At 30.5% G+C, this 21,552-nt stretch carries 21 protein-coding genes; 3 read left to right on the plus strand and 18 right to left on the minus strand.

Translation table 11 applies throughout. The annotated features are described in order from the left end of the window. The first annotated feature begins 369 nt into the window (after positions 1-369). Positions 370-1,599, plus strand: coding sequence for an FMN-binding protein (locus RH99_RS10370; RefSeq protein WP_010237496.1), 1,230 nt, complete (start codon positions 370-372; stop codon positions 1,597-1,599). A gap of 126 nt (positions 1,600-1,725) precedes the next feature. Here RH99_RS10370 and RH99_RS10375 read toward each other — a convergent pair whose 3' ends face one another. The 5 genes from RH99_RS10375 to RH99_RS10395 all read right to left on the minus strand — a co-directional run bounded on the left by RH99_RS10375 (position 1,726) and on the right by RH99_RS10395 (position 5,944). Next, on the minus strand, positions 1,726-3,237 hold the full coding sequence (locus RH99_RS10375) for a sensor histidine kinase (protein ID WP_010237499.1): 1,512 nt from the start codon (positions 3,235-3,237) through the stop codon (positions 1,726-1,728). After that, the gene (locus RH99_RS10380) at positions 3,238-3,924 is read right to left on the minus strand and encodes a response regulator transcription factor (protein ID WP_010237502.1); all 687 of its coding nucleotides are present in this window, start codon (positions 3,922-3,924) and stop codon (positions 3,238-3,240) included. Between the two features lie 90 nt (positions 3,925-4,014). Beyond that, positions 4,015-4,509, minus strand: coding sequence for a GNAT family N-acetyltransferase (locus RH99_RS10385; RefSeq protein ID WP_010237504.1), 495 nt, complete (start codon positions 4,507-4,509; stop codon positions 4,015-4,017). A 162-nt stretch (positions 4,510-4,671) separates the two neighbouring features. Beyond that, positions 4,672-5,490 carry an arsenite methyltransferase gene (gene arsM / locus RH99_RS10390; protein ID WP_010237506.1) on the minus strand — a complete coding sequence of 273 codons (819 nt, stop codon included), beginning with the start codon at positions 5,488-5,490 and terminating at the stop codon, positions 4,672-4,674. Positions 5,491-5,503: 13 nt separating this feature from the next. Next, a complete protein-coding gene (locus RH99_RS10395; protein ID WP_010237508.1) occupies positions 5,504-5,944 on the minus strand; it encodes a MarR family winged helix-turn-helix transcriptional regulator in 441 nt (146 codons plus the stop codon). Between the two features lie 478 nt (positions 5,945-6,422). On the opposite strand from RH99_RS10395, the gene RH99_RS19230 reads away from it, so the two are divergent. Beyond that, the gene (locus RH99_RS19230) at positions 6,423-6,584 is read left to right on the plus strand and encodes a hypothetical protein (RefSeq protein ID WP_158511945.1); all 162 of its coding nucleotides are present in this window, start codon (positions 6,423-6,425) and stop codon (positions 6,582-6,584) included. Between the two features lie 421 nt (positions 6,585-7,005). Here the strand turns inward: RH99_RS19230 and arsA are convergent, their stop codons facing one another. The 10 genes from arsA to RH99_RS10445 form a co-directional block, all read right to left on the minus strand. Next, positions 7,006-8,751: an arsenical pump-driving ATPase gene (gene arsA / locus RH99_RS10400; protein WP_010237510.1), complete on the minus strand. Its 1,746-nt coding sequence runs from the start codon at positions 8,749-8,751 to the stop codon at positions 7,006-7,008. Between the two features lie 21 nt (positions 8,752-8,772). Next, positions 8,773-9,144: an arsenite efflux transporter metallochaperone ArsD gene (arsD, locus tag RH99_RS10405; RefSeq protein ID WP_010237512.1), complete on the minus strand. Its 372-nt coding sequence runs from the start codon at positions 9,142-9,144 to the stop codon at positions 8,773-8,775. A gap of 45 nt (positions 9,145-9,189) precedes the next feature. Then, the gene (locus tag RH99_RS10410; protein WP_010237514.1) at positions 9,190-10,851 is read right to left on the minus strand and encodes an FAD-dependent oxidoreductase; all 1,662 of its coding nucleotides are present in this window, start codon (positions 10,849-10,851) and stop codon (positions 9,190-9,192) included. A gap of 98 nt (positions 10,852-10,949) precedes the next feature. After that, positions 10,950-12,014 (minus strand): ACR3 family arsenite efflux transporter, encoded by a 1,065-nt coding sequence (gene arsB / locus RH99_RS10415; protein ID WP_010237517.1) that lies wholly within the window; start codon positions 12,012-12,014, stop codon positions 10,950-10,952. A 17-nt stretch (positions 12,015-12,031) separates the two neighbouring features. Beyond that, positions 12,032-12,409, minus strand: a complete 378-nt coding sequence (locus tag RH99_RS10420; RefSeq protein WP_010237521.1) for an ArsR/SmtB family transcription factor — start codon at positions 12,407-12,409, stop codon at positions 12,032-12,034. A gap of 435 nt (positions 12,410-12,844) precedes the next feature. After that, positions 12,845-15,046, minus strand: a complete 2,202-nt coding sequence (gene mtlD, locus RH99_RS10425; protein WP_010237524.1) for a bifunctional mannitol-1-phosphate dehydrogenase/phosphatase — start codon at positions 15,044-15,046, stop codon at positions 12,845-12,847. A 430-nt stretch (positions 15,047-15,476) separates the two neighbouring features. After that, positions 15,477-15,674 (minus strand): hypothetical protein, encoded by a 198-nt coding sequence (locus RH99_RS19740; RefSeq protein ID WP_243441483.1) that lies wholly within the window; start codon positions 15,672-15,674, stop codon positions 15,477-15,479. A gap of 508 nt (positions 15,675-16,182) precedes the next feature. Continuing rightward, positions 16,183-17,064, minus strand: coding sequence for a YegS/Rv2252/BmrU family lipid kinase (locus tag RH99_RS10435; RefSeq protein ID WP_010237526.1), 882 nt, complete (start codon positions 17,062-17,064; stop codon positions 16,183-16,185). A gap of 286 nt (positions 17,065-17,350) precedes the next feature. Next, positions 17,351-17,779, minus strand: a complete 429-nt coding sequence (locus RH99_RS10440) for a CBS domain-containing protein (RefSeq protein WP_010237528.1) — start codon at positions 17,777-17,779, stop codon at positions 17,351-17,353. 55 nt (positions 17,780-17,834) lie between these two features. Next, complete coding sequence (locus RH99_RS10445; protein ID WP_010237530.1) at positions 17,835-18,527, minus strand: TVP38/TMEM64 family protein; 693 nt, start codon at positions 18,525-18,527, stop codon at positions 17,835-17,837. A 410-nt stretch (positions 18,528-18,937) separates the two neighbouring features. Here RH99_RS10445 and pssA point away from each other — a divergent pair, with 410 nt between their 5' ends. Continuing rightward, positions 18,938-19,474, plus strand: a complete 537-nt coding sequence (gene pssA / locus RH99_RS10450; protein WP_010237532.1) for a CDP-diacylglycerol--serine O-phosphatidyltransferase — start codon at positions 18,938-18,940, stop codon at positions 19,472-19,474. Between the two features lie 31 nt (positions 19,475-19,505). On the opposite strand, the gene RH99_RS10455 is transcribed toward pssA, so the two are convergent. The 3 genes from RH99_RS10455 to sdaAB form a co-directional block, all read right to left on the minus strand. After that, positions 19,506-19,835, minus strand: a complete 330-nt coding sequence (locus tag RH99_RS10455) for a hypothetical protein (RefSeq protein ID WP_010237534.1) — start codon at positions 19,833-19,835, stop codon at positions 19,506-19,508. 80 nt (positions 19,836-19,915) lie between these two features. Beyond that, positions 19,916-20,800, minus strand: coding sequence for an L-serine ammonia-lyase, iron-sulfur-dependent, subunit alpha (gene sdaAA / locus RH99_RS10460; RefSeq protein ID WP_010237536.1), 885 nt, complete (start codon positions 20,798-20,800; stop codon positions 19,916-19,918). Continuing rightward, the gene (sdaAB, locus tag RH99_RS10465; protein ID WP_010237538.1) at positions 20,801-21,484 is read right to left on the minus strand and encodes an L-serine ammonia-lyase, iron-sulfur-dependent subunit beta; all 684 of its coding nucleotides are present in this window, start codon (positions 21,482-21,484) and stop codon (positions 20,801-20,803) included. Positions 21,485-21,552 lie beyond the last annotated feature (68 nt).

Genomic DNA, 21,552 nt, shown 5'->3' on the forward strand with positions numbered 1-21,552 from the left:
ACACGTAGTATTGATACAAATATTTAGAGTTTTTGTTCAAATTATTTTTTTATTTTTACTTCCAGGTCTTTTTACTTTAACTTTTAGTCAATTAGGACAAATATATTCCATGATTATTAGTGGAAAATTTAATTTTTCTTCAAGCATTTCCTAATTTGATGACAGTTTTAACAATTGTGGTTTTAACTGTAGTATTAAGCAGATTTTTTCTGTGGTTGGTTTTGTGCATTTGGAGCTTTTAATGATTTTATATATATTATATCAAAAAAAATATTTAGAACTAAATTTAAAATTGATAAAAACATAGATGCTATATTAAAGTATACAAAATATTTAGTTTTATTATTTATAGTAATTTTTATATGGACAATGGGCAGTAAGGCGTTTGGAAGCTTTAGTCCTTGGAATGCTTTTGCACAAATAAATAATCTGTCACAGGTTGTATCGAATTATCCAATTGGATTTGGTGTCCTAATATTAATAGGCTTTGGTGCAATATTTATCGAAAGATTTTTCTGTAGATATTTATGTCCTCTAGGTGCTGTATTTACGATAATATCAAAGATTAGTATATTTAAAATAAATAAACCTTCTGATAAATGTGGCAAATGTAGAGTATGCACAAATAATTGTTCAATGGGAATAGAACTCTATAAACTCCAAAATGTAAGAGGAGGAGAATGTATAAATTGTTTAAAATGTATAGAAAAATGTCCTAGAAATAACACTAAGACAACTATTTGTGATGAAAATATTAACCCATCACTGGCTAGTTCAATTGCTATAGTTGCTTTTGCCGGATTATACTCTGCCAATAATATGGCCGGGAAAATTGTCAGTAAGAATTTTCCAACAACCATTTCCGCAAGTGCTAGTAGATCTGTACCTCAAATAAAATATAAAGATGGAACATATACTGGAACTGGTACTGGTTTTAGCGGTGGTACAACTAAGATTTCAGTTACTGTAAGTAATGGTAAAATTGCTAGTATTCAAACAATATCAGATGAGGATACACCAGACTACTATCAAAGAGCGTACGATTCAATACAAAATGAAATAATTTCGGCTCAATCATCTAAAGTAGATGCTGTTTCAGGCGCTACATACAGTAGCAACGGAATTATGGAAGCGGTACAAAATGCATTGAGTAGTGCAGTAGCAAGTACTTCATCCGAAAGTAACACTACCGCACCAACAAGTAGTTCCCCATCAACTCAAAATAGTGATACAACAACAGAAAATAATGCACCTATTAGTAGTAGTACAAGTAGTACAACAAGTAGTGAAACACCTATCAACAGAGATGCTACAACTACTCAAGGTAAATATAAAGATGGAACATACACCGGAACCGGCACTGGTTTTAGAGGTGGTACAACTAAGATCTCAGTTACTGTAAATGGTGGTAAAATTTCCGATATTAAAACAGTGTCAAATGAAGATACACCAGATTTTTATGATAGAGCTTATAATTCAGTACAAGATGAAATAATTTCAGCTCAATCTACTCAAATAGATTCAGTTTCTGGGGCCACATATAGTAGCAATGGAATTACAGAAGCAGTACAGAATGCATTAAATCAGGCCAAAATATAAGATATTTTGTATTTAGAATTATAATTAAACTTTTGAAAATTTAAAAAACACTATGAAATTTAAACAATTTTAATCAAATTTCATAGTGTTTTTATTGCTTTAGAAATTATTCATAATTTTTTACTTTCAAGATACATTCTTTAAATATACAGAAAAGATAGTACCTATTCCTAATTCACTGCTCACTTCAATTTTCCCGTAGTGATCATCTATTATAGATTTAACTATTGAAAGCCCCAAGCCGTATCCACCGTATTTACGTGATCTATGTGACTCACTTCGAAAAAATCTATCAAATACTTTATTAATATTTTCTTTAGATATTCCTATTCCGTTGTCTTTAATCTTTAGTACAATGAAATCATCTTCATAATCTGTACTAATACTTATAGCACCTTTTTCCTCATCTGTATGACGTACAGCATTTTGCACCAGGTTATAAATAACTTGTTTTATCTGATTTCTATTAACATAAGCTAACGCATTATCCCTTAATTGTAATTCTATTTTTCTTTCTCCTGAAAGTATTTTCAACTGTGGATATATTTCATGTATAATGTCATTAATATTTTCTTTATTCATTTTTATTGGAACATGCTGATCTAATCTAGTCAACAATAATAAATCATTAACCAATTTATTAAGTCTCTCACTTTCCATCAAGATACTATTTAATGCTAAATTTAATTGTTCTTCATTTTTTGCCGCTCCTCTTAGCAAAACTTCTGTGAAACCATGAATGGAAGTAAGCGGAGTCCTTAACTCATGGGAAGCATCAGAAATAAACTGCCTCATCTTTTCTTTAATGTATTGTTCCTTTTTAAATGATGCTTCTATTTTTCCCAGCATAGTATTAAATGCACTTGATAGTTTATTAATTTCTAATTGTCTATTGTATACTGGTAAACGAGTATTTAGTTGTCCAACATTAATATTTTCTACAATATTAGTCATATTATAAAGAGGCTTTAAAGTATATTTAAATACTTTGGTACCAAATATTCCTCCCATAATTAATGTTAAAATTGAAACCATTACATAGGTATACAACTGACGGTAAAGTATATCTTGAACAGGTTTTGCTGAAATACTTAATTGTATTAAACCTGATGGTGAATGTAAATCTCCAATTTTGCGAAAAGCTACTATTTGCAGATTATTATTTTCGTCTTTAACTAACGTATAGCCCTCTAGAGTTCCTCTTTTCTTAAATAGTTTTTTATAATCATCTTGTAATAACCTAGGAATAGGAATAGTCTCTTTTAGTCTATCCTGTTTTTTTGATTTACTAATATCATGAAGTTCTGTATTGCTCACTCCTTTACTGGCACCTGCTATACGATTTCCATTAATATCTATAACTGCTGCACTCATATTTGAATCAATTGTTTTATCTATAAGATTATTTGAATTCTCTATTACAGATTTTTCCGTTTGTATTTGTTGTAAGTTGTATTCATCAATATTATGAAACCTTGAATCTAAAACCTGCTCTTTACCACCATATAGATATTCTTTCATGGTTACATATTGTAATACTCCAATTATAACTAATAGTAATATTAATATTAAAAAAAATCTAGATAATAATTGCCACTTTAGACTATTAGTTTTCAATATATTTCTCAGCTTTTTCATTTATATTACCACCCTGTAACCTACTCCACGCACATTACAGATAACTTTATGCTCCTTATCTCCAATCTTATCGCGTAAATATCTAATATATACCTCTACTATATTTTCTTCTCCATTAAAATCATACCCCCAAACTTTTTCAAGTATTTCAGCTTTACTCAGTACTAATCCATTATTTATCAATAAATGTTTAAGTAAATTATACTCTGTTGGAGATAGCCCTAAAATCTTATTTTGAAAAGAAATTTCATGAGTACCATCATTAATTGAAAAATCTCCTATAAACAATACATCAGTCAATTCTGGAAAACTATTACGAAGTCTTGCATTAATTCTTGCTAATAACTCCTTAAAACTAAAAGGTTTTATCATATAATCATCTGCACCTAAATTTAATCCCTTAACACGATCATCAATTTCTTCTTTAGCAGTAAGCATGATAATTGATGTCTTAATTGATTTCTTTATTGCAGAGCATACCTCATAACCACTCATGCCAGGCATCATTATATCTAATATTATAATATTGGGCTTTAATTTTTTTGCTAAGCACACTGCCTCAATACCGTCAGCTGCAGTATGTACACTAAATCCTTCAGCCTCTAAACCCATTTTTATAAACAGTGTTATATTCTCTTCATCGTCTACCACAAGAATATTTATTTGATCTTTATTTAATGAAGTCATAAAATCTATCTCCCTCTTAATTTTATGCTTAGTAAAATTATATACAAATATCATAATGGTTATTCAATAACTACTTTCGAAAGTAATTTATCATTGAAACTTGCTTCTACGTTCCATAAAGACCACATCGTGCCACACGCCATTACTCATTTTAGCAACTTTTTCTCTTATGCCAACCCTCCTAAATCCACATTTCTTATGTAGCTCTATGCTTGTAGTGTTTTCTCTTACAATACCTGATTGTAATGTCCAGAACCCCTCTTCTTCAGATTTTATAATTAAGCTATTAAGAAGATTTTTCCCTATGCCTAATCCTCTATAATTTTCCCCAATATATATGCTGACTTCTGCAACCCCTGCATAAACACATCTACTTGATGTGGGACTTAACGCAACCCATCCCAATATATCATTTTCTACTGAACGTGCTACTAATCTACAGGAAGCAATATGTCCATTATTCCAATTTTCAAAAGTTGGAACTTCTGTCTGAAATGTTGCTTTCCCTGTATTAATGCCCTCTAAATATATCTTTGCTACTTGCTCCCAGTCCCATTCTTTCATTTCATCAATTTTATAATCCATCTTTTTCTCCTCCAACCACTTGTCCGATGACTACCCGCTCTAATTCTCCCATTATACGACTCACACAACATTAAAGTTGGAATAAAGAGCAGCTATGTCCCTGAATAACTATCTCTAAGCATCATATGTCATAAACAAAACCTCCTCCTAATGCCAAGATGTCTATTTATATGCCTTAACATGTGCTCCTGCAAAAGCTCCATCAAGAAGCTCAGAATCTATCTTACTATATACATCTCCCAAGTTTTTCTGTTTTGCAATATCCTCTATTATTTCTTTGGTGTATATATTAACTGGAGTAATTTCAATATCTTTAAATCCAACAATTTCAAGTATTTTTTTATACTCATTAACTTCCAAAGCACCAGCAATACATCCAACCCACATTTCAACACTTTTCCTTATATTCTCAGGAATATCTTTAAGAACTACAACATCAGCTATTGCTAGTCTTCCACCATTTTTCAATACTCTATACGCCTCTCTTAATGCATCTTCTTTACTCTCACAAAGATTTATTACACAATTTGATGTAATAACATCTACACTTTCATTTTTAAGAGGAATGTCTTCAATATATCCTTTAATAAACTCTACATTTTTCACTTCCATTTTATATTTATTTTTATTTGCTAGTTCAAGCATTTCATCTGTCATATCAAGACCGTATACTTTTCCACTTTCACCTACATACTTTGATGAAATAAATACATCTATTCCACCACCACTTCCTAAATCCAATACCACTTCTCCCTTTTGAGGATTTGCAAGTACAATAGGGTTTGCACATCCTAGTGACGCATTAATAGCTTCCTCTGGTAAGCCTTCTATATAATCTTTTGTGTAAAGATTTGAGTTAATTGCAGCATCATCTCCACAGCATGAACTGCCGCACCCACAAGTAACTTTAGTTTCAGCATTTACTTTTTTAGCTATACCTCCGTAATAGGCTTTAACTTGTCCCTTAATATTATTTTTCATATTTAAATTCCCCCTAACAACATTTATTTTCACTTACAGCTTTGATTAGCAGCTTTAAGCTATCAAGCACTTGTTCTCTTTTATTTTCTGGAATAGAATTGAAAATAGCATTAAAATACTGTTTCATTCCCTCTTCAATATTTTTAAATATCTTTATTCCTTCATCCGTTAACTTTATAGTTACGTACCGTCTATCTTCTGGATGCAATTTTCTAACTACTAATTTATTTTCTACAAGATTATTTATCGTTCTGCTCATTGTACTTTTATCTAAGGTTAATATCTCAGCAAGCTCATTTAAAGAAATTTCTTGTGTTCTTCCAATTTCCACGATAGCATGACATTGTGAAATTGTTACACCACAGCAGCTTGCATCTCCCTTTTCCAATATTCCTAAGTTTCTTACAAATACTCTAATCAGTTCACGCAAATAATTACTTCCCTGGCCTTCCATTTAATCACCTCAATTTAATTGTAATAAAAAACTATTGTGTATTGCAACTAATTTTTGATTTACTTAATAGATTTTTTTTATTCATTAGGAAGAAGCTAAATATTTATGCATAAATATTTATATTAATTACATAAAACTACAACCAATTTTTAAATATATACGCTGTAATAAATTATATTCATTATAATATATCTATTCTACTCAAACTCCTTCTATACCAGCACTATCTGTCATTAATTAAATCTACAATTTTAATTTCAACTTGTTTAAGATAATTTTATCCCATGCCTCTATTTAAATTAAAATTTAAAATAGCACATTGTATATTTATAAATTTAAGTGTATAATAATACACACAATATATTATAAATTATTAAATCTTTTTAAAGAATAAATTTATCCGATAACAGTAGCACATCTCTGAATAATTCATCTAAACTCAGCAGGAGTACAAACTCCCATTAAATAATATTTATTGATGAAAGGTGTTGATATATTCATGAAACAAATAAACATAAATTATACTGATAATCTTATAAGCCAAAATGGAAATTCAATATTGTTTACTACAAATCGTCCAAACATCGTAATGGAACAAAGTTTTAGATTTAACTCTTTAAGTATATTACTAATTAAATAATTTTTATATTTAAAAATAAAACCACCAATTAGCTATATATATAAACTAATTGGTGGTTAAGCAACTCCTAACTCATTTGAACAATCTGATTCTATTTGAATATCCATCACCCTCTTCTAGTTATTTTTTATAATGTGCATTACACTATAAAAATTTACTATTTTGCTTTCTTTAAATACAATCTTCTTCGATATATTATATATTGATTAATAAAATAATTAAGTTAACATAGTATACTAATCTATACATATATCTTTACAATTTCTAATCATTTCAGCAAGTTTTTGTGGCAGCCCGCTTTCTTCAATGGATTCTACAATTATTTCAAAATCATAAGGAACATTTACAATCTGAACTTTTACATTAACTTAAAGGCCACTACAAAAACTTTATAATTCAGTTTTGTAGTGACTTTATGACTTTAGTTAATTAATTCTAATAACTCTTTACCTTTCACTTCCTCCGCTTTCCATTGAATCACCGCAAAATTCCCCTTAGAAATTTCATTCACCTTATTTATCCAGGTTATCTCATTAGCCGCCTTAGCCCTAAGTATTTTATTCACAGTATCAGCTGCCCAAAAGCTTGAATTTATAACCCACCATTTACTACTAATTCCTGCTCTATTCAAATCTTCTTCTAACCTAGCTGCCTCATATACAGGTGTAGTTTCAGCTAAAGTCACAATAACAACCTCTGTTTCTTTAGGATCTCTAAGCTTTGGCAACAAGTCTTTAACTGCTTCTGGTATATCTCCCTGAGAACGCTGTATCTCTTTATTATAACTTTCGGTAGAATCTAGTAATAATAATGTATGACCAGTTGGAGCAGTATCAATAACCACTACTTCATTTTTAGCTCTTTCAACTATTTCTGCAAAAGCTCTAAATACAGCAATTTCTTGAGTGCAAGGCGATCTTAAATCTTCCTCTATATAAGCTATATCTTCTTCACTCATTGTTTCCTCTGCTTTTCTTAAAACTTCTTCTTTATACTTTTCTAATTCTTTCTTTTCATCCACATGACTTAAAGTAATACCATAGCTATCATCTAAAACAAATTTTAAATGTGCTGCTGGATCTGTGGTAGTTAAATGTACCTTTTTACCTTTTTCAGCAAGACCTAATGCAATAGCTGCTGCTATGGTAGTTTTGCCAACTCCGCCTTTTCCCATGGTAAAAATCACTTTTTTATTGGTAGTATATAAATCTTCAATAACCACCTTTAGCCTTGAAACTTGCTTAATATTTAAACTTTTATCAGTATATTCAATCTTATCTTCCTTTAAAAAAGCTCTTATATTATCAATCCCAGTTACATTATAAGCTCTTAATGGAATTTCATATTTTTCTAAAGGGCTTAAACCTTCAGGCATTTCTTTTAAAGCCTTCTGTTGCTTTACATAAAGTTCATTTGAAAGATTATCATCATGATTTTTCAAGACTCCATTTATAACTAGCAATTGATTATTTATACCTATATCCTGTAATTCTTTTGATGCTCTTTCTGCTTCCTTTAAAGGTACATTTTCTGGACGTGATACAAGTATAAGAGTAGTTTTTTCTTTATCTGATAAAGTTTTTACTGCCTTTTTATAAACTTCTTTTTTACCTTCAAGTCCTGATAACTGTCCTAAACAAGATGCTCCATGAGTGCTTTCATTCATAAAATTACTCCAAGCTGATGGAAGCTGAAGCATTCTTAAGGTGTGTCCTGTTGGCGCAGTATCAAATATAATATGATCAAATTCTTTTTCTGCTTTTTCATCTGTTATAAAATTAGAAAACTCATTAAAGGCTGAAATCTCTACAGTACAAGAACCCGAGAGCTGTTCTTCCATATTTTTTATTACTGCATCAGGAAGCTTTCCTCTATATGGTCCAACAACACTCTCTTTATATTCTCTTGCTGCTTCTTCCGGACTAAAGTTAGCCACCACTAAATTTGGAACTTCTTTAATAGCAACCCCTTTATTATCTAACTTAGTATTGAATACATCCTGTAAATTTGAGGCAGGATCTGTGCTAATAAGCATAATTTTCTTACCTTGATCTGCTAAATTTACTGCAACTCCACAAGCTGTAGATGTTTTTCCTACCCCGCCTTTTCCAGTAAAAAATAGATATTTAGTTAAATGTATATCATTTGGATTAAAAATATTTATCATATTCATTCCTCTTTTCTTTAATTAACAGCATCCATCTTTACAGTCGCAGCCTTTAGACTTAATTTTAAGTCCAGTACTAATATAATTTTGTGGTATATCAATGAATTTACAAAACTCAGTGTTAGTAGGATATGTCTTTGTCTTTACCACCTTATCATCAACTATAGTAACTGGCAGTACATCCATTCCATCACTATTTAGTAGTTCATTTATTATTTTGTTATCAACAAAAGCCTGAGGACTATTTGTTAAATTATACCTTTCAATTAAAACACCTTTTTTATTTAAAGTACTTAATACTGTAGATACTCTTAATAACTCTGGATCAACCCCTGGTCCACATAATCCTGTTGAGCAACACATAGCTGGTTCAAAAATAATCATTTTTTTCATAAATAATCGCTCCTCTTAATTAATGCATCGTAAATAAATAAACAGTCACTTTATTAGTTTATTTTCAAATGCCTTATAGTTTTTATGTCCTCCAGAAAGGTTGTAAACTTTCTTAAAGCCATTGTTTATTAATATATTTTGTGTTGCGTTTCCCGTTACTCCCTTGTTACAGTAGGTCACAAAAATCTTATCTTTATCTAATTCTTTAGTTTTATCTCTAAATTCTGAATGTGGTATATTTATAGCATTTTCCACATGAGCTTCTGCATATTGTTTACTTACCCTGGTGTCTATTACTATGACATCCTTTTTAGCTTCCCTAAGTTCATTAAGTTCTTTTGGTGTTATTAATTCCCTGCCTCTGTTTATCTGATTATCCAAAATCATTCCTGTATACATTACAGGATCTTTTGTTGTGGAGAATGGTGGTGCATAAGCTAAATCCAAATGAAATAAGTCTTCTACCTTTGCTCCAAAAGTTATAGCTGTAACAAATACATCAATTCTCTTATCTACCCCAGTGTATCCAACAATTTGAACCCCTAGTAACTTTCCTGTATTTCTATCAGCAACAGCTTTAATAACCATCTCTTTCCCATGATAGTATTTTGGTTTATCCGGTTTAATATTATGACAAACTACAGTATCAAAACCTTCACTTTGTGCCTCTTTTTCTGTGAGTCCTGTTTGTGCAACCGTCATATCAAAAACTTTAAAGATTCCAGTACCAAGAATCCCTCTGAACTCAAGGCTGCCCCCGTTAAGCTGATCTCCTGCTATTCTACCCATTTTATTTGCGGTTGAACCCAGTGGTCTGTATAGTGGCTTTTTATTGATAACAGAAAAACTCTCAGTACAATCACCACAGGCATATATATTCTCTATATTTGTCATCATTTTTGTATTTACCCTTATGGATCCATTGGCTCCAAGTTCTATACCAGCTTTCTTAGCAATCTCTACATTGGGTCTTACTCCAATAGACATTATAACAAGATCTGTATTTAAAATTTTACCACTTTCTAAGACTACTTCATTAACAAAGGGTTCTCCCCTTAACTCTGTTACAGAATCACCTAAAATCAAATTAATATCTTTACTATTTAAATACTTTTCAACATATACAGCCATATCACTATCAATCCCTGGAGTAACCTGATTTAGTCTTTCTACAAGGGTAACCTCAATACCAAGCTTTTTTAAATTTTCCGTCATCTCAACACCAATAAATCCTGTTCCTATTATCACTGCTGATTTAGGTTTATAATTTAAAATGTATTCCTTTATTTTATCCGCTTGCCTAACATTTCTTAGATAGAAAACATTGCTCTTTTCTGCACCCTCTATATTAGGTACTATAGGCTTTGCTCCTGTTGCAATAACTAATTTATCATAGCTTTCATCAAATACATTATTAGTATCTAAGTTTTTTATATTCAAAGTCTTATGCTCAGTATCTATTTTTAAAACTTCATGCCTTCTGAATACATCTACATTGTATTTTTTCTTAAAAAATTCTGCGTTTCTTGGAGTTAAATCATCTCTATCCTGTATTTCTTCACCTATATAATAAGGTAAGCCACATCCAGAATAGGATATATCATAATCCATATCATATATTTTTATTTCTGCATTTTCATCATTTCTTCTTGCTTTTGCAGCTGCAGAAGTTCCTCCAGCTACAGCACCTATTATAAGAATTTTCATATACATTCTCCTCGTATGTTTATTTCACTTTTTTCTACAATTAAATTCTGATCTAAACTAGAAAATAGTTTGTAAAAATTCTATTTACAGTATACTGACTAATTATTTTTTGAAGATGCCTTATATCCAAAATATTTTCTTCCCCACATTAAAGCTACATGTACAAGTCCGATCATTACAGGGACTTCAATTAATGGTCCTATAACAGCAGTAAATGCTTCTTTAGACTCTATCCCAAACACTGCAACTGCAACTGCTATGGCAAGTTCAAAATTATTACTTGCAGCAGTAAAGGATAAGCTAACTGTTTTATGATAATCTATTTTTGATTTATAACTTATATAGAAGGAAATAGAGAACATAATAATAAAGTATATAATCAAAGGAATTGCAATTCTTACAACATCCATTGGAAGCTCTATAATATATTTTCCTTTAAAAGTGAACATTATAACTATAGTAAATAGTAAAGCTATTAATGCTAAAGGACTTATCTTAGGTATAAATCTTTTAGTATACCATTCAGTTCCTTTTTTAGGTTCTAAAAATAATCTTGTGAGCATACCTCCAATAAATGGAATACCCAAGTAAATTATTACTGAGTGAGCTACTTCTCCCATAGAAATATGAACTTGCATACCTGGAAGTCCTATTGCTTTTGGTAATACAGTAATAAATATATAGGCAAATATTGAATAGAACACTACTTGAAATATGGAGTTAAATGCTACTAGTGCAGCCGCGTATTCATTATCCCCATCAGCAAGGCTGTTCCATACAATAACCATAGCAATACATCTTGCTAGCCCTATAAGAATTAATCCAACCATAAACGGTGGATAATTTCTAAGAAAAAGAACAGCTAGAACAAACATTAACACTGGTCCTATAAACCAATTTTGAACTAATGAAAGCCCTAATACTTTTGGATTACGAAAAACCTTGCCAAGTTGCTTATAATTGACTTTAGCAAGAGGTGGATACATCATCACTATAAGTCCTATAGCTATTGGAATAGATGTTGTCCCCACTGATAAATTTGACAATACATCAGACAAACCAGGAAGCGCCCAGCCTAAAAATATTCCAAGTCCCATTGCAATAAAAATCCATAGTGTTAAATAACGGTCAAGACATGATAATTTTAATGATTTACTACTCATAATAAAACCTCCATTGTTTAGTTATTGCTACAAAAACATACCTTCCCAGCTTTCAAATCATCACAGTTTAAACCACTGCTCTTATACTTTTTTAATCTTTCATAATCCATTTGACACTGCTGAAGTTTCATTGTTTCTTTTTCTATGATTTCTTTTATAAATAAATATTCACTTGTAGTATTTTCATTTATCTTATAATACACGTATTTCGCTATTTTATAATAGTCAAGTATTTTAGCATTGGTAAGCTTTGTTAAGTGTCTTGACACATTTGACTGTGTAATATCCAGTATCTCTTCAATCTCACAAACACATAGCTCACCATCTCTAAGTATATTTAATATTCTTATACGTGTTTCATCTGATAATGCCTTCATCACTTGTATTAAATTCAAAGTTATTACCTCCTTCACTAAGTTTATATAATTCATCATATTCATATATTCAATTATAATCATATAATACTTATTTATAGATTACAAGTTATTATTTTAAATTTACTAGTAAAATGTCTATCTAAAAATGTTGTCACCCACCAAGTTAGGCATATTCAAATAAATAACTAGTCAGTATGCTAGCCTATTTCGAATCCTACTGCGTCAGCAGAACCCTCAGATAGCCTACTATCATGGTCACCTGTTTCCTTGTTGGATTCAAAATATTCGTCGCATCTTTGACTTACTATTTATTTTCACATGCCTAAGCCATTAATTTCTAGCACAAAAAAAACAAACCACCAATTAGCTGTATATTATATAAACTAACTGGTGGTTAAGCAATTTTTACTTATTAGAACAACACTATTATATTTAAATATCAGCACTCTCATCCTAAGAAACAAAACGCTCTTTAGAATAGTCATCTATGAGATCTTTAAACTGTTTTTCGATTCTTACAATTAAATCGGCATCTTTTTGCTCATCTAAACACAAATATGGTTTTCCATTATAATTTCCCTTATAAGTGAGCACATCTTTGATTGATTCTTCTTTATCGTATATTTCCTTGATGATTTTACATTCTTTATCCTTCTCATTAATGGATAAAATGGAATAAAGTAAACCTGCTGCAACACCGAACTCCAACATAGGAGTAGGAACATCATTTTCTTGTGCTAAATTAATAGTTCCAAGTACACGTTCACCTCTTTTTAGTTTTCTAAGAGGGTCACGCCCAACACGGATGCATGGGTCCTTAAAAGAATATCTGCATCGTTTAATAAAGTTGTCAATAAAGTTGTCCACATACCCTGTTAATTCTGTATTATTTTTTACAATAGCAGGTTTTATTTCTTTTTTCATTACCCTTTTCACAAGTGAAATTACTCGTTCATCTCCCATACCTTGACCAATTGTTTTATAACCTAGAAGGCTTGAATACCAGGCAATAATGGCATGAGTTCCATTGGATAATTTATTTTTCACATCCTGCATTTCCGCTATATTATCCACAGTTTTAATTTGCCTCATTCTTTCTAAAATAGGACTCCCTTTACTTGCATACAATAACATATCAGGTTCACTGTTAAATAAAGTAATATTCAGCTTAGATAATTCCTGCGTAATTTCTGATACATTGTATAGTTTTTTAGAAATATCTTTTACTAAATTAGCATCTTTGTTTCCATTATCATTTTCTTTATTCCTTTTCTTATCTTCTTTGCTATCCATGCCATTTTGTTCTGAAGAATTCTCTAAAATAGAACCAATATTCAGTTCTTTTTTGGATATATTTGCTTCAACAGTTTTGAAATTCATGCGTACCTGTTTTAAAAGAGTATTTTTCTGGATTTTAGAAACCATTCTGTTTACAACTGTCTCCGCAAAAAAAGTTTTATCTATAATTTTCTTTGCTTCCTCTTCTCCCACAAAATTTTTCAATGCATTTTCAACATTAGTTTTTACAAATAACCCTCCTCCAATTTTATTTAATATTACAAGGATTGTTATCTCTTTGCCGTTATTCTTATGTCTTTCTATTAAACCTTTTGCAATAATACCTGCCTCTTTTTTAATTGCTGCTTCTGGAAGACTGAGTCCGATTATTTCTGATTCAGTATACATCTTCTTCATTTCCTCTTCCTCTGAAATATCTACCAGTCGTACATTAGTAATTGTTTGATCAAAAGCTAAATTTTCATAATGAACATTAAATTTACCAAAAGAATTAACTAGTTCTATCAAATTGTGATTTCTAGTAGCACCTATTATTTCAATGGGTCTTGTATAACCATCCCAATGTGAAAAAATCTGGGTTAAATAACCTCCACCTATGGCACCAAATCCATGAATTCCTACCTTCATGTGGTTAAATCTTCGTGGAAAATGTTCATTTAATCTTGGTGGTGTAGGCATTTTAGCAGTGAATTTTATTAAGTCATTCAAAAAATCCATCATACTATCATATGGCTTAAAGGCACGATCCTTGATTTCCTGTTTAGGGTCTTTCATATCTTTTACAAATATAGGCATTGCTCCAGAATCTTCAGCTGCAAGAAGTCCATTTTGAGAATCCTCAAGTATTAAACAATTTGAAGGTTCACAATTTAATTCACTAGCTGCTTTTAAAAATATTTCTGGATTCGGTTTTCCATTTTTCACCTCATCCCCACACACAATAATATCAAAATAGCTCATTATATTAGAACGCATAAGATACTCTTCTGTTATAGCTCTTCTACTTGAAGTAGCAACTGCAAGCAATACTCCATTTTTCTTTAGTCTCTCTAAAACATCAATGAGACCATTCTTAATGGGGACTCCATTTTTTCTAACATAATCCAGCTCAAATTCATCTGCTTTTTTACGAATTTCCTTGTAAGGATAGTCCTCTCCATATTGTCTCTTGGCAAGTTTTTCTGAAGACTTTGCACTAAGGCCTAAAGAATCTATTAATAGCTTATCATCCATACTCTTTCCATAAAGTATTTCAGATGCCTGTTTTATCATTTTCATTCTAAGTCTTTCTGTATCAAACATAGTTCCGTCCATATCAAAAATAGCTGCGTTTACTGTTTTTGTTTCAAAAATCATATTTTTCCCTCCATTTTGAAATTCTGTATCTTGCGAAAATTCTAGTTATTATTAATCTACTTCATATAACGACTATTTAGTTAACACTCGTATATACAAATTAGAAAATGTGGGTATAAGATTAAGTCAATATCTTGAATACATATTCAGTTAAAAACCTTTGTTTAACTGAATAATATATTATGATATCCCTGTGATGCATTTAATTTAAGCATATGCATTTTAACTGACAACCCAATTATATAATACAAGTTGTTAGTAGTCAAATTGATAATTGTCATGTAAATGTATTCAAAACAAAAAAATGAAGGAAATTATTAGGTTTTTATCCCCAATTTTCCTTCATTTTTTCGGACAATTTTTTTATTTATAGCCATGGCTTCTTATTTAATTCTTTTTCTCATGTTTATTGTAAATTAACTATTTTAACCTACTTTTTCTTCACTTTATTTAGGCAATAATCTAAAGTTAATATCCACATTAATTCTCCCCAAACATATTGTGGCATAATATTAATACCAAGGTATGGAAGGATAATTGCTATTATGGTGGACAGAGCTGAAAAAACTATTAAAGCTATGCCTTCTTTATTTATATTTAAATTATTTATAGCATTAATTGATAGCATAAGGAAAAATATATTTATCAAAAGATAAGCTATATCTATATACCAAAAATTATGATTTAAATTCATTGTATACCCTAATGCACTATCGTTTATCATTGTTATATATATATTAACTTTTGAAATCAACAAAAAATACACTACTATAAAGGCTAAGGCTGCTAATGTAATATGTAAAAAATTTATACTATCTCGTCTTAATAAAATATACAATGATATAACACTACAAATTGGCATGCATACCAAATATACAAAGTAAACAGGCTTCATAATGTACATATAACTAATATTATTATTTATATACATTATGAAAAGTGATATACATCTTAACAATAACAACATTAAAACAATACCACTAAGCATTCTTATTTTTTTAGGCCCTTTTAAACATAAATTCATTCCAAATAATACTGATAATAAAACAAGTAATAATAAAATTAGATATATATATACTATCATATTCTTCTCCTCAAACTTATTATTACTTATTAATATTAATTTGAAAGTGTATTTATTCTTCTATACCTAAAATTTTTAGTCCATGCTTTACGCAGGAAATTTTAAGAGGAAAATCAGGTCCTCTCTCCCCGTCTATGTCCGTACCTATATCTTCATGACTTTCTATTTCAAGTTCATCAGTTTTGAAATACATTATTGAGTTATTATTTAAATGGTCCCCTTTAATCATATTTATAAGTAACCCTAACATATCCACCGGGTTACTAGCTTTAATTATAATTACATCTAGAAGACCGTCATCTACATAAGCCTTGTAGGCAAAATTTAAATTTCCTGCAGTTTGTCCATTAAAGATAAGCATTAAATACATATCTCCATCAAATACATGCTCAGCTGCCTTTACTTTAACCTTTAATTTTTTAAAATTAGGGAGTTGTTCTATCCCTTTAATATAGTAAGCTAACTTCCCCATAGTATTCTTTAAATTAATATCAATTTTCTGCGATATATCAGTAAATAATCCCATACTAGCTACATTTATAAAATATTTATCATTTATTTTACCTAAATCCACTTCTTTTACCCTTGTATTCAGTATTTGTTTACAGGCTTTTTCAATATTATTTGGCATTCCAATAAATTTTGAAAAGTCATTGGCGGTCCCCGTAGGAAGTATAGCTATTGGAATATCTATTTGATTATTTTTCATACAATTGACTACTTTATCTACAGTTCCATCTCCACCGGCTATAAGAATATATTCATACTCCTGATCTAAATCTTCAAAGGCCTTATCTATGCTAAATACCATACTTATTCTGTATGGTATTATAGTATAGCCCTTTTTTTGATGCATACTTATAACTTTATCTATATTTGATGCAATAGAATTTTCTCCTGAATAAGGATTATAAATAAACTTTACTTTATTCATACTAAACCCTCCTAAACAATAAATTTTATATTAAAAACTTGTAAAAGCATAAATTTACCATTCAATTATAACATTAATAACACAAATTTTTATAAAAACCAATTTTTTATAAGTTATTTTTATAGAAATAACAAGTCAAAGATTTACGTAACCTTTGACTTGTTACCTTTTTCAAGATACCTATAAATTAATTTATCCGATGACTACCATCCGTAAAAACATAACGGCTGCTACGTCCCTGGATAACGATTTCTAAGTTTCAGAAATCGAAAACAAAGAACTCTGTTTATATTATTGGTACACAAGGTTCAGAAATTTCACACAGTGTCATTTCTGCTACATTTTTCATAGTAGAATCGGTTGCTATATCTCCTAGAGAAATAATACCAACTAAATTACTATTTTCTACTACTGGAAGTCTTCTTATCTGTCTTTCACTCATTATTCGAGCTGCATCATTAGCTTCCATATCAGGCTGTATAAGCACAGGATTTGATGACATTATCTCTTTAACAGTTTGTACTTTAGCATTTTCACCATTAGCTACAGATCTAAGAGTTATATCTCTATCTGTAATAACGCCTACAACTTTTTCTCCTCTACAAACGGGAATGGATCCAATATTGTGTTCCACCATAAGCTGAGCTGCTCTTTCAACAGTATCATTTGCATTTAAACTAGCTACACTTTGAGTCATTATTTGGCTAACTTTCATAATAAAAAACACCTCCTAGTTGTATTTTAACCAAGAGTGTTTTTTTCTATGATACTTAATTACTTTTTATTTTTCTATATCTTCTATAGAAATAGGAGGCTGTAACTGCAACTCCTACCATTACAGCAATTGGCACTAACATTTTCAATGAAAACGGCTTATTTAAATGTTTTCCCATAAAAGAATAAGATAACATTTCTGGTATTATTCCAAGCATAGTTCCAAGAATAAAATCTGTATATTTCATTTTTGTAAGTCCAGCAGCATAACTAAGAGGATCATATGGAAAAACAAAAGACAATCTCATAAGAAGCATTATTAAAAATCCATGTTTTTCTATTCTATCATCAAGTTTAAAAACCTTTCCTCTTAATATTTTATCCACAAAAGGCTTTCCAAGAATGTGAGCAAGCCAAAAAGCTAAAGACGCAGAGAAGAAGCACCCTATCATACTCAGCATAAAAGCATAAATTGGTCCAAATATATTTCCTGCCAATATAGATAATAATGATGCTGGTACTACCAATACAATGGGTTTAAGTGAATATATTAAAGCAAAAATAACTGCTGCAAACTTTCCATAACTTAAAATGTAGTTTCTTAAATGTCTAATGGATATGTGTCTTCTAAATTTCATCATATCTATGTATGTAAATATTCCCCTATACCTAAAGAGTAAAAACAAAATAAAAGCTACACAACAGATAATAAGGGTATATTTAATTTTATTGTAATCAGATTTTTTCATACTATTTTATCATCTCCAGTATATTATATATAATATCATTGTAGCAAATCATATTCAAATAAGTGGCAAATAAGTATACTATTCTATTTCGCATCACAGTTAGTTAGCAGAACATTCTAATAGTACCCCTATTATCAGAACCTATTTCCTTGTATACTTCAAAATATATGTGCTATCTTTAAGCTGCTATTTATTTTAACATACACAAATTCATTTCTAGTATTTACAAAAACTAGGCACCTTATATATAAAAATGTTTATAATCTATTAACTAATTCACATAAATGAGTTATAATGAGTTATGTTATTATATATACTTAATAATTATAGTCTAATATGATATGATTATTAGGCTGGCACTTGTTAACTCATTAAACAATACCATAAAAAACATAGGAGTGATTTTAAAAATGGCTAAAAATTCTGTACCAAATTTTTTTACACTAAGTAATTTGGCTTGCGGGGTATTATCTCTTTTAATGACATTTGAAGCTTCATCACAAAATTTAAGCGCTTATAAATGGGCTTGTCTTTTTATTATATTTGCAGCACTTATAGATAGGTATGACGGTAGAGTTGCAAGATATTTAAATGTTTCTAGTGAACTCGGTAAAGAACTCGATTCTCTTGCTGACTTAGTTTCATTTGGTGTTGCCCCTTCTATACTAATTTTTAATATGTATCAGTTTTCTAAATTCGGTGCGGTTGGTTACATTTTAGTTTTACTATTACCAATTGCAGGTGCGTACAGACTAGCAAGATATAATACAACTTCTTTCGATGGTAATTTTATGGGGATTCCAATAACTGCTGCTGGAATAATAGTTGCATTTTATTCTCTTATATTACTTTTATCAGGAACCACTCCTAATCCAATACTAACTATTGTTTTAGTTATAATGCTTTCGTATCTTATGATAAGCAGGTTAAAAATCAAAAAAGTCTAAAAAAAACTCCATAATTAATTTATGGAGTTTTTTAATTTGATGATTTTAATTCCTCTTCAATTTCAGTACGAATATTGTCTATATTTACAGATTTCTTCAGGAATTCACTTTTAAGTTTACAATATTGAATATAGTGTTTATTAGTATCATCCATGCCATGCAATATGTTATCAATGATATTGCCAAGCGTATCTACTCTTTTAATGGCATTCTTTACATCGTTTTTATTGGCAAGTGCTATTTGATTCAATTCACCTACTCCTCCAATTAAAAGTCTGTAGGAATTCACCATTTTCCCTAGTAAATCTGCAAGATTGTTTACATCGCTATAGTAATTCTCTATAACTTTCCGCTTTGACAAATTAAATCCGCCCTTAACACATTACTATTAATAAGTATTATATGTTATATCTTTTAATGTTATACTTTTATATCAAAATATTACATCTCATTTTTAGATTGAATCATAGCTTTAAGCTTCATACCTGTTTTAGTGATAGCAAGTCCACCCATAGCTGTTTCTCTAAGTTCACAAGGCATTTGTTTTCCTATTTTGTACATGGCATCTACACAATCATCAAAAGGTATTTTACTCTCAACACCGCTAAGCACCAGGTCTGCTGTAGACAGTGCACTTACTGTGCCTCCTATATTCCTCTTTGCGCAAGGTACTTCTACTAGTCCTGCGATAGGATCACATACAAGTCCTAGAATATTTTTTATCACTATAGCAGATGCATCTAAAGCTTCTTTTGGACTACCACCTAGCATTTCTACTATAGCACCAGAAGCCATGGCAGATGCCGAACCACATTCTGCTTGACATCCTCCTTCAGCTCCAGCCAAAGTAGCATTTTTCGCTATTATTATACCTATACCAGAAGCCGTTAAAAGTGCCCTTACTAGTTCTTCTTCTGATTTATTATATTTTTCTCCTGTAGTTATAATAACAGCTGGTAAAATTCCACAAGACCCTGCAGTAGGTGCTGCCACAATTTTCCCCATGGCCGCATTTACTTCTGAGCAAGAAAGTGCTCTCGCCATTGCCATAACTAAAAAGTTTCCACATATAGTATCGTTGTTCTTAGCATACTTATATACCTTTACAGCATCTTTTCCAATTAATCCGCTTACAGAGCTAACTTCATGAGTTAATCCATATTCAGCTGCCTCTCTCATCACATTTAAACTTCTTTTCAGTCTATTTAATATTATATTTTCAGTCTCTCCACTTTTCTCTATCTCTTCCAATAGTGTATACTTCCATATAGGTATGTTCTTACTGCTGCAAATATCTATAAGTTCCTTTCCCGTATTTACAAACATCTATTTTCCCTCCGTAACTGGATTTACACATCTTATACTTTCAATATTACCTACATCTTTTATTTTCGTCACTACATTTTCTGGAATAATACTGTCTGTTTCAAATATCATGGCTGCAGTAAAGCCCTTACTCTTTCTGTATACCTTTAGAAATGCAATATTTATACCTTCCTCTGATATAGCCGTGCTTACCTTTGATATCATTCCTGGAACATCTCTATGCTTTATTATGAGAGTTGGATAGTTACCATCAAAATCTACTCTTTGTCCATCTATTTCACTTATATTAATATTTCCCCCACCTATAGAGGATCCTAAAACTGTAACCTTACTTCCATCTTTTTTAAAGATAACAAATTTAACTGTATTAGGATGTTCTGGACCAAGATCCGTTTCTATAAATTCAAAGTTCAAATTTTTCTCTCTTGCTATCTCAAAAGAATCTCTAAGTCTCTCATCCCAAGGATCCATTCCAAGAATACCAGCTACCAATGCCTTATCCGTTCCATGGCCTTTATAAGTCTTAGCAAAAGAACCATGAAGTAGAAATTGAACCCTTGAAATCTCATTTTCTCCAGCAATTATGCCTGCAATTCTTCCAAGTCTTGCAGCTCCAGCCGTATGTGAACTAGATGGCCCTATCATTATTGGCCCTAATATATCGAAACAACTAAACTCCTTCATTTGTTTATCACCTATCTTTTATATTAGCTATCTTGAGATAAATAAGTAAATATACAATGTGGCAGTAT

It is taken from the genome of Clostridium arbusti SL206 (assembly GCF_000246895.1).
GTDB classification, from domain to species: domain Bacteria; phylum Bacillota; class Clostridia; order Clostridiales; family Clostridiaceae; genus Clostridium_I; species Clostridium_I arbusti.

Excerpts from the sequence above, each read along its gene's own strand:
- RH99_RS10370 (WP_010237496.1), top strand. The coding sequence starts at position 370 with ATGGGCAGTAAGGCGTTTGGAAGCTTTAGTCCTTGGAATGCTTTTGCA.
- RH99_RS10375 (WP_010237499.1), bottom strand. The coding sequence starts at position 3,237 with ATGAAAAAGCTGAGAAATATATTGAAAACTAATAGTCTAAAGTGGCAA.
- RH99_RS10380 (WP_010237502.1), bottom strand. The coding sequence starts at position 3,924 with ATGACTTCATTAAATAAAGATCAAATAAATATTCTTGTGGTAGACGAT.
- RH99_RS10385 (WP_010237504.1), bottom strand. The coding sequence starts at position 4,509 with ATGGATTATAAAATTGATGAAATGAAAGAATGGGACTGGGAGCAAGTA.
- arsM (WP_010237506.1), bottom strand. The coding sequence starts at position 5,490 with ATGAAAAATAATATTAAGGGACAAGTTAAAGCCTATTACGGAGGTATA.
- RH99_RS10395 (WP_010237508.1), bottom strand. The coding sequence starts at position 5,944 with ATGGAAGGCCAGGGAAGTAATTATTTGCGTGAACTGATTAGAGTATTT.
- RH99_RS19230 (WP_158511945.1), top strand. The coding sequence starts at position 6,423 with ATGAAAGGTGTTGATATATTCATGAAACAAATAAACATAAATTATACT.
- arsA (WP_010237510.1), bottom strand. The coding sequence starts at position 8,751 with ATGATAAATATTTTTAATCCAAATGATATACATTTAACTAAATATCTA.
- arsD (WP_010237512.1), bottom strand. The coding sequence starts at position 9,144 with ATGAAAAAAATGATTATTTTTGAACCAGCTATGTGTTGCTCAACAGGA.
- RH99_RS10410 (WP_010237514.1), bottom strand. The coding sequence starts at position 10,851 with ATGAAAATTCTTATAATAGGTGCTGTAGCTGGAGGAACTTCTGCAGCT.
- arsB (WP_010237517.1), bottom strand. The coding sequence starts at position 12,014 with ATGAGTAGTAAATCATTAAAATTATCATGTCTTGACCGTTATTTAACA.
- mtlD (WP_010237524.1), bottom strand. The coding sequence starts at position 15,046 with ATGATTTTTGAAACAAAAACAGTAAACGCAGCTATTTTTGATATGGAC.
- RH99_RS19740 (WP_243441483.1), bottom strand. The coding sequence starts at position 15,674 with ATGCTATCAATTAATGCTATAAATAATTTAAATATAAATAAAGAAGGC.
- RH99_RS10435 (WP_010237526.1), bottom strand. The coding sequence starts at position 17,064 with ATGAATAAAGTAAAGTTTATTTATAATCCTTATTCAGGAGAAAATTCT.
- RH99_RS10440 (WP_010237528.1), bottom strand. The coding sequence starts at position 17,779 with ATGAAAGTTAGCCAAATAATGACTCAAAGTGTAGCTAGTTTAAATGCA.
- RH99_RS10445 (WP_010237530.1), bottom strand. The coding sequence starts at position 18,527 with ATGAAAAAATCTGATTACAATAAAATTAAATATACCCTTATTATCTGT.
- pssA (WP_010237532.1), top strand. The coding sequence starts at position 18,938 with ATGGCTAAAAATTCTGTACCAAATTTTTTTACACTAAGTAATTTGGCT.
- sdaAA (WP_010237536.1), bottom strand. The coding sequence starts at position 20,800 with ATGTTTGTAAATACGGGAAAGGAACTTATAGATATTTGCAGCAGTAAG.
- sdaAB (WP_010237538.1), bottom strand. The coding sequence starts at position 21,484 with ATGAAGGAGTTTAGTTGTTTCGATATATTAGGGCCAATAATGATAGGG.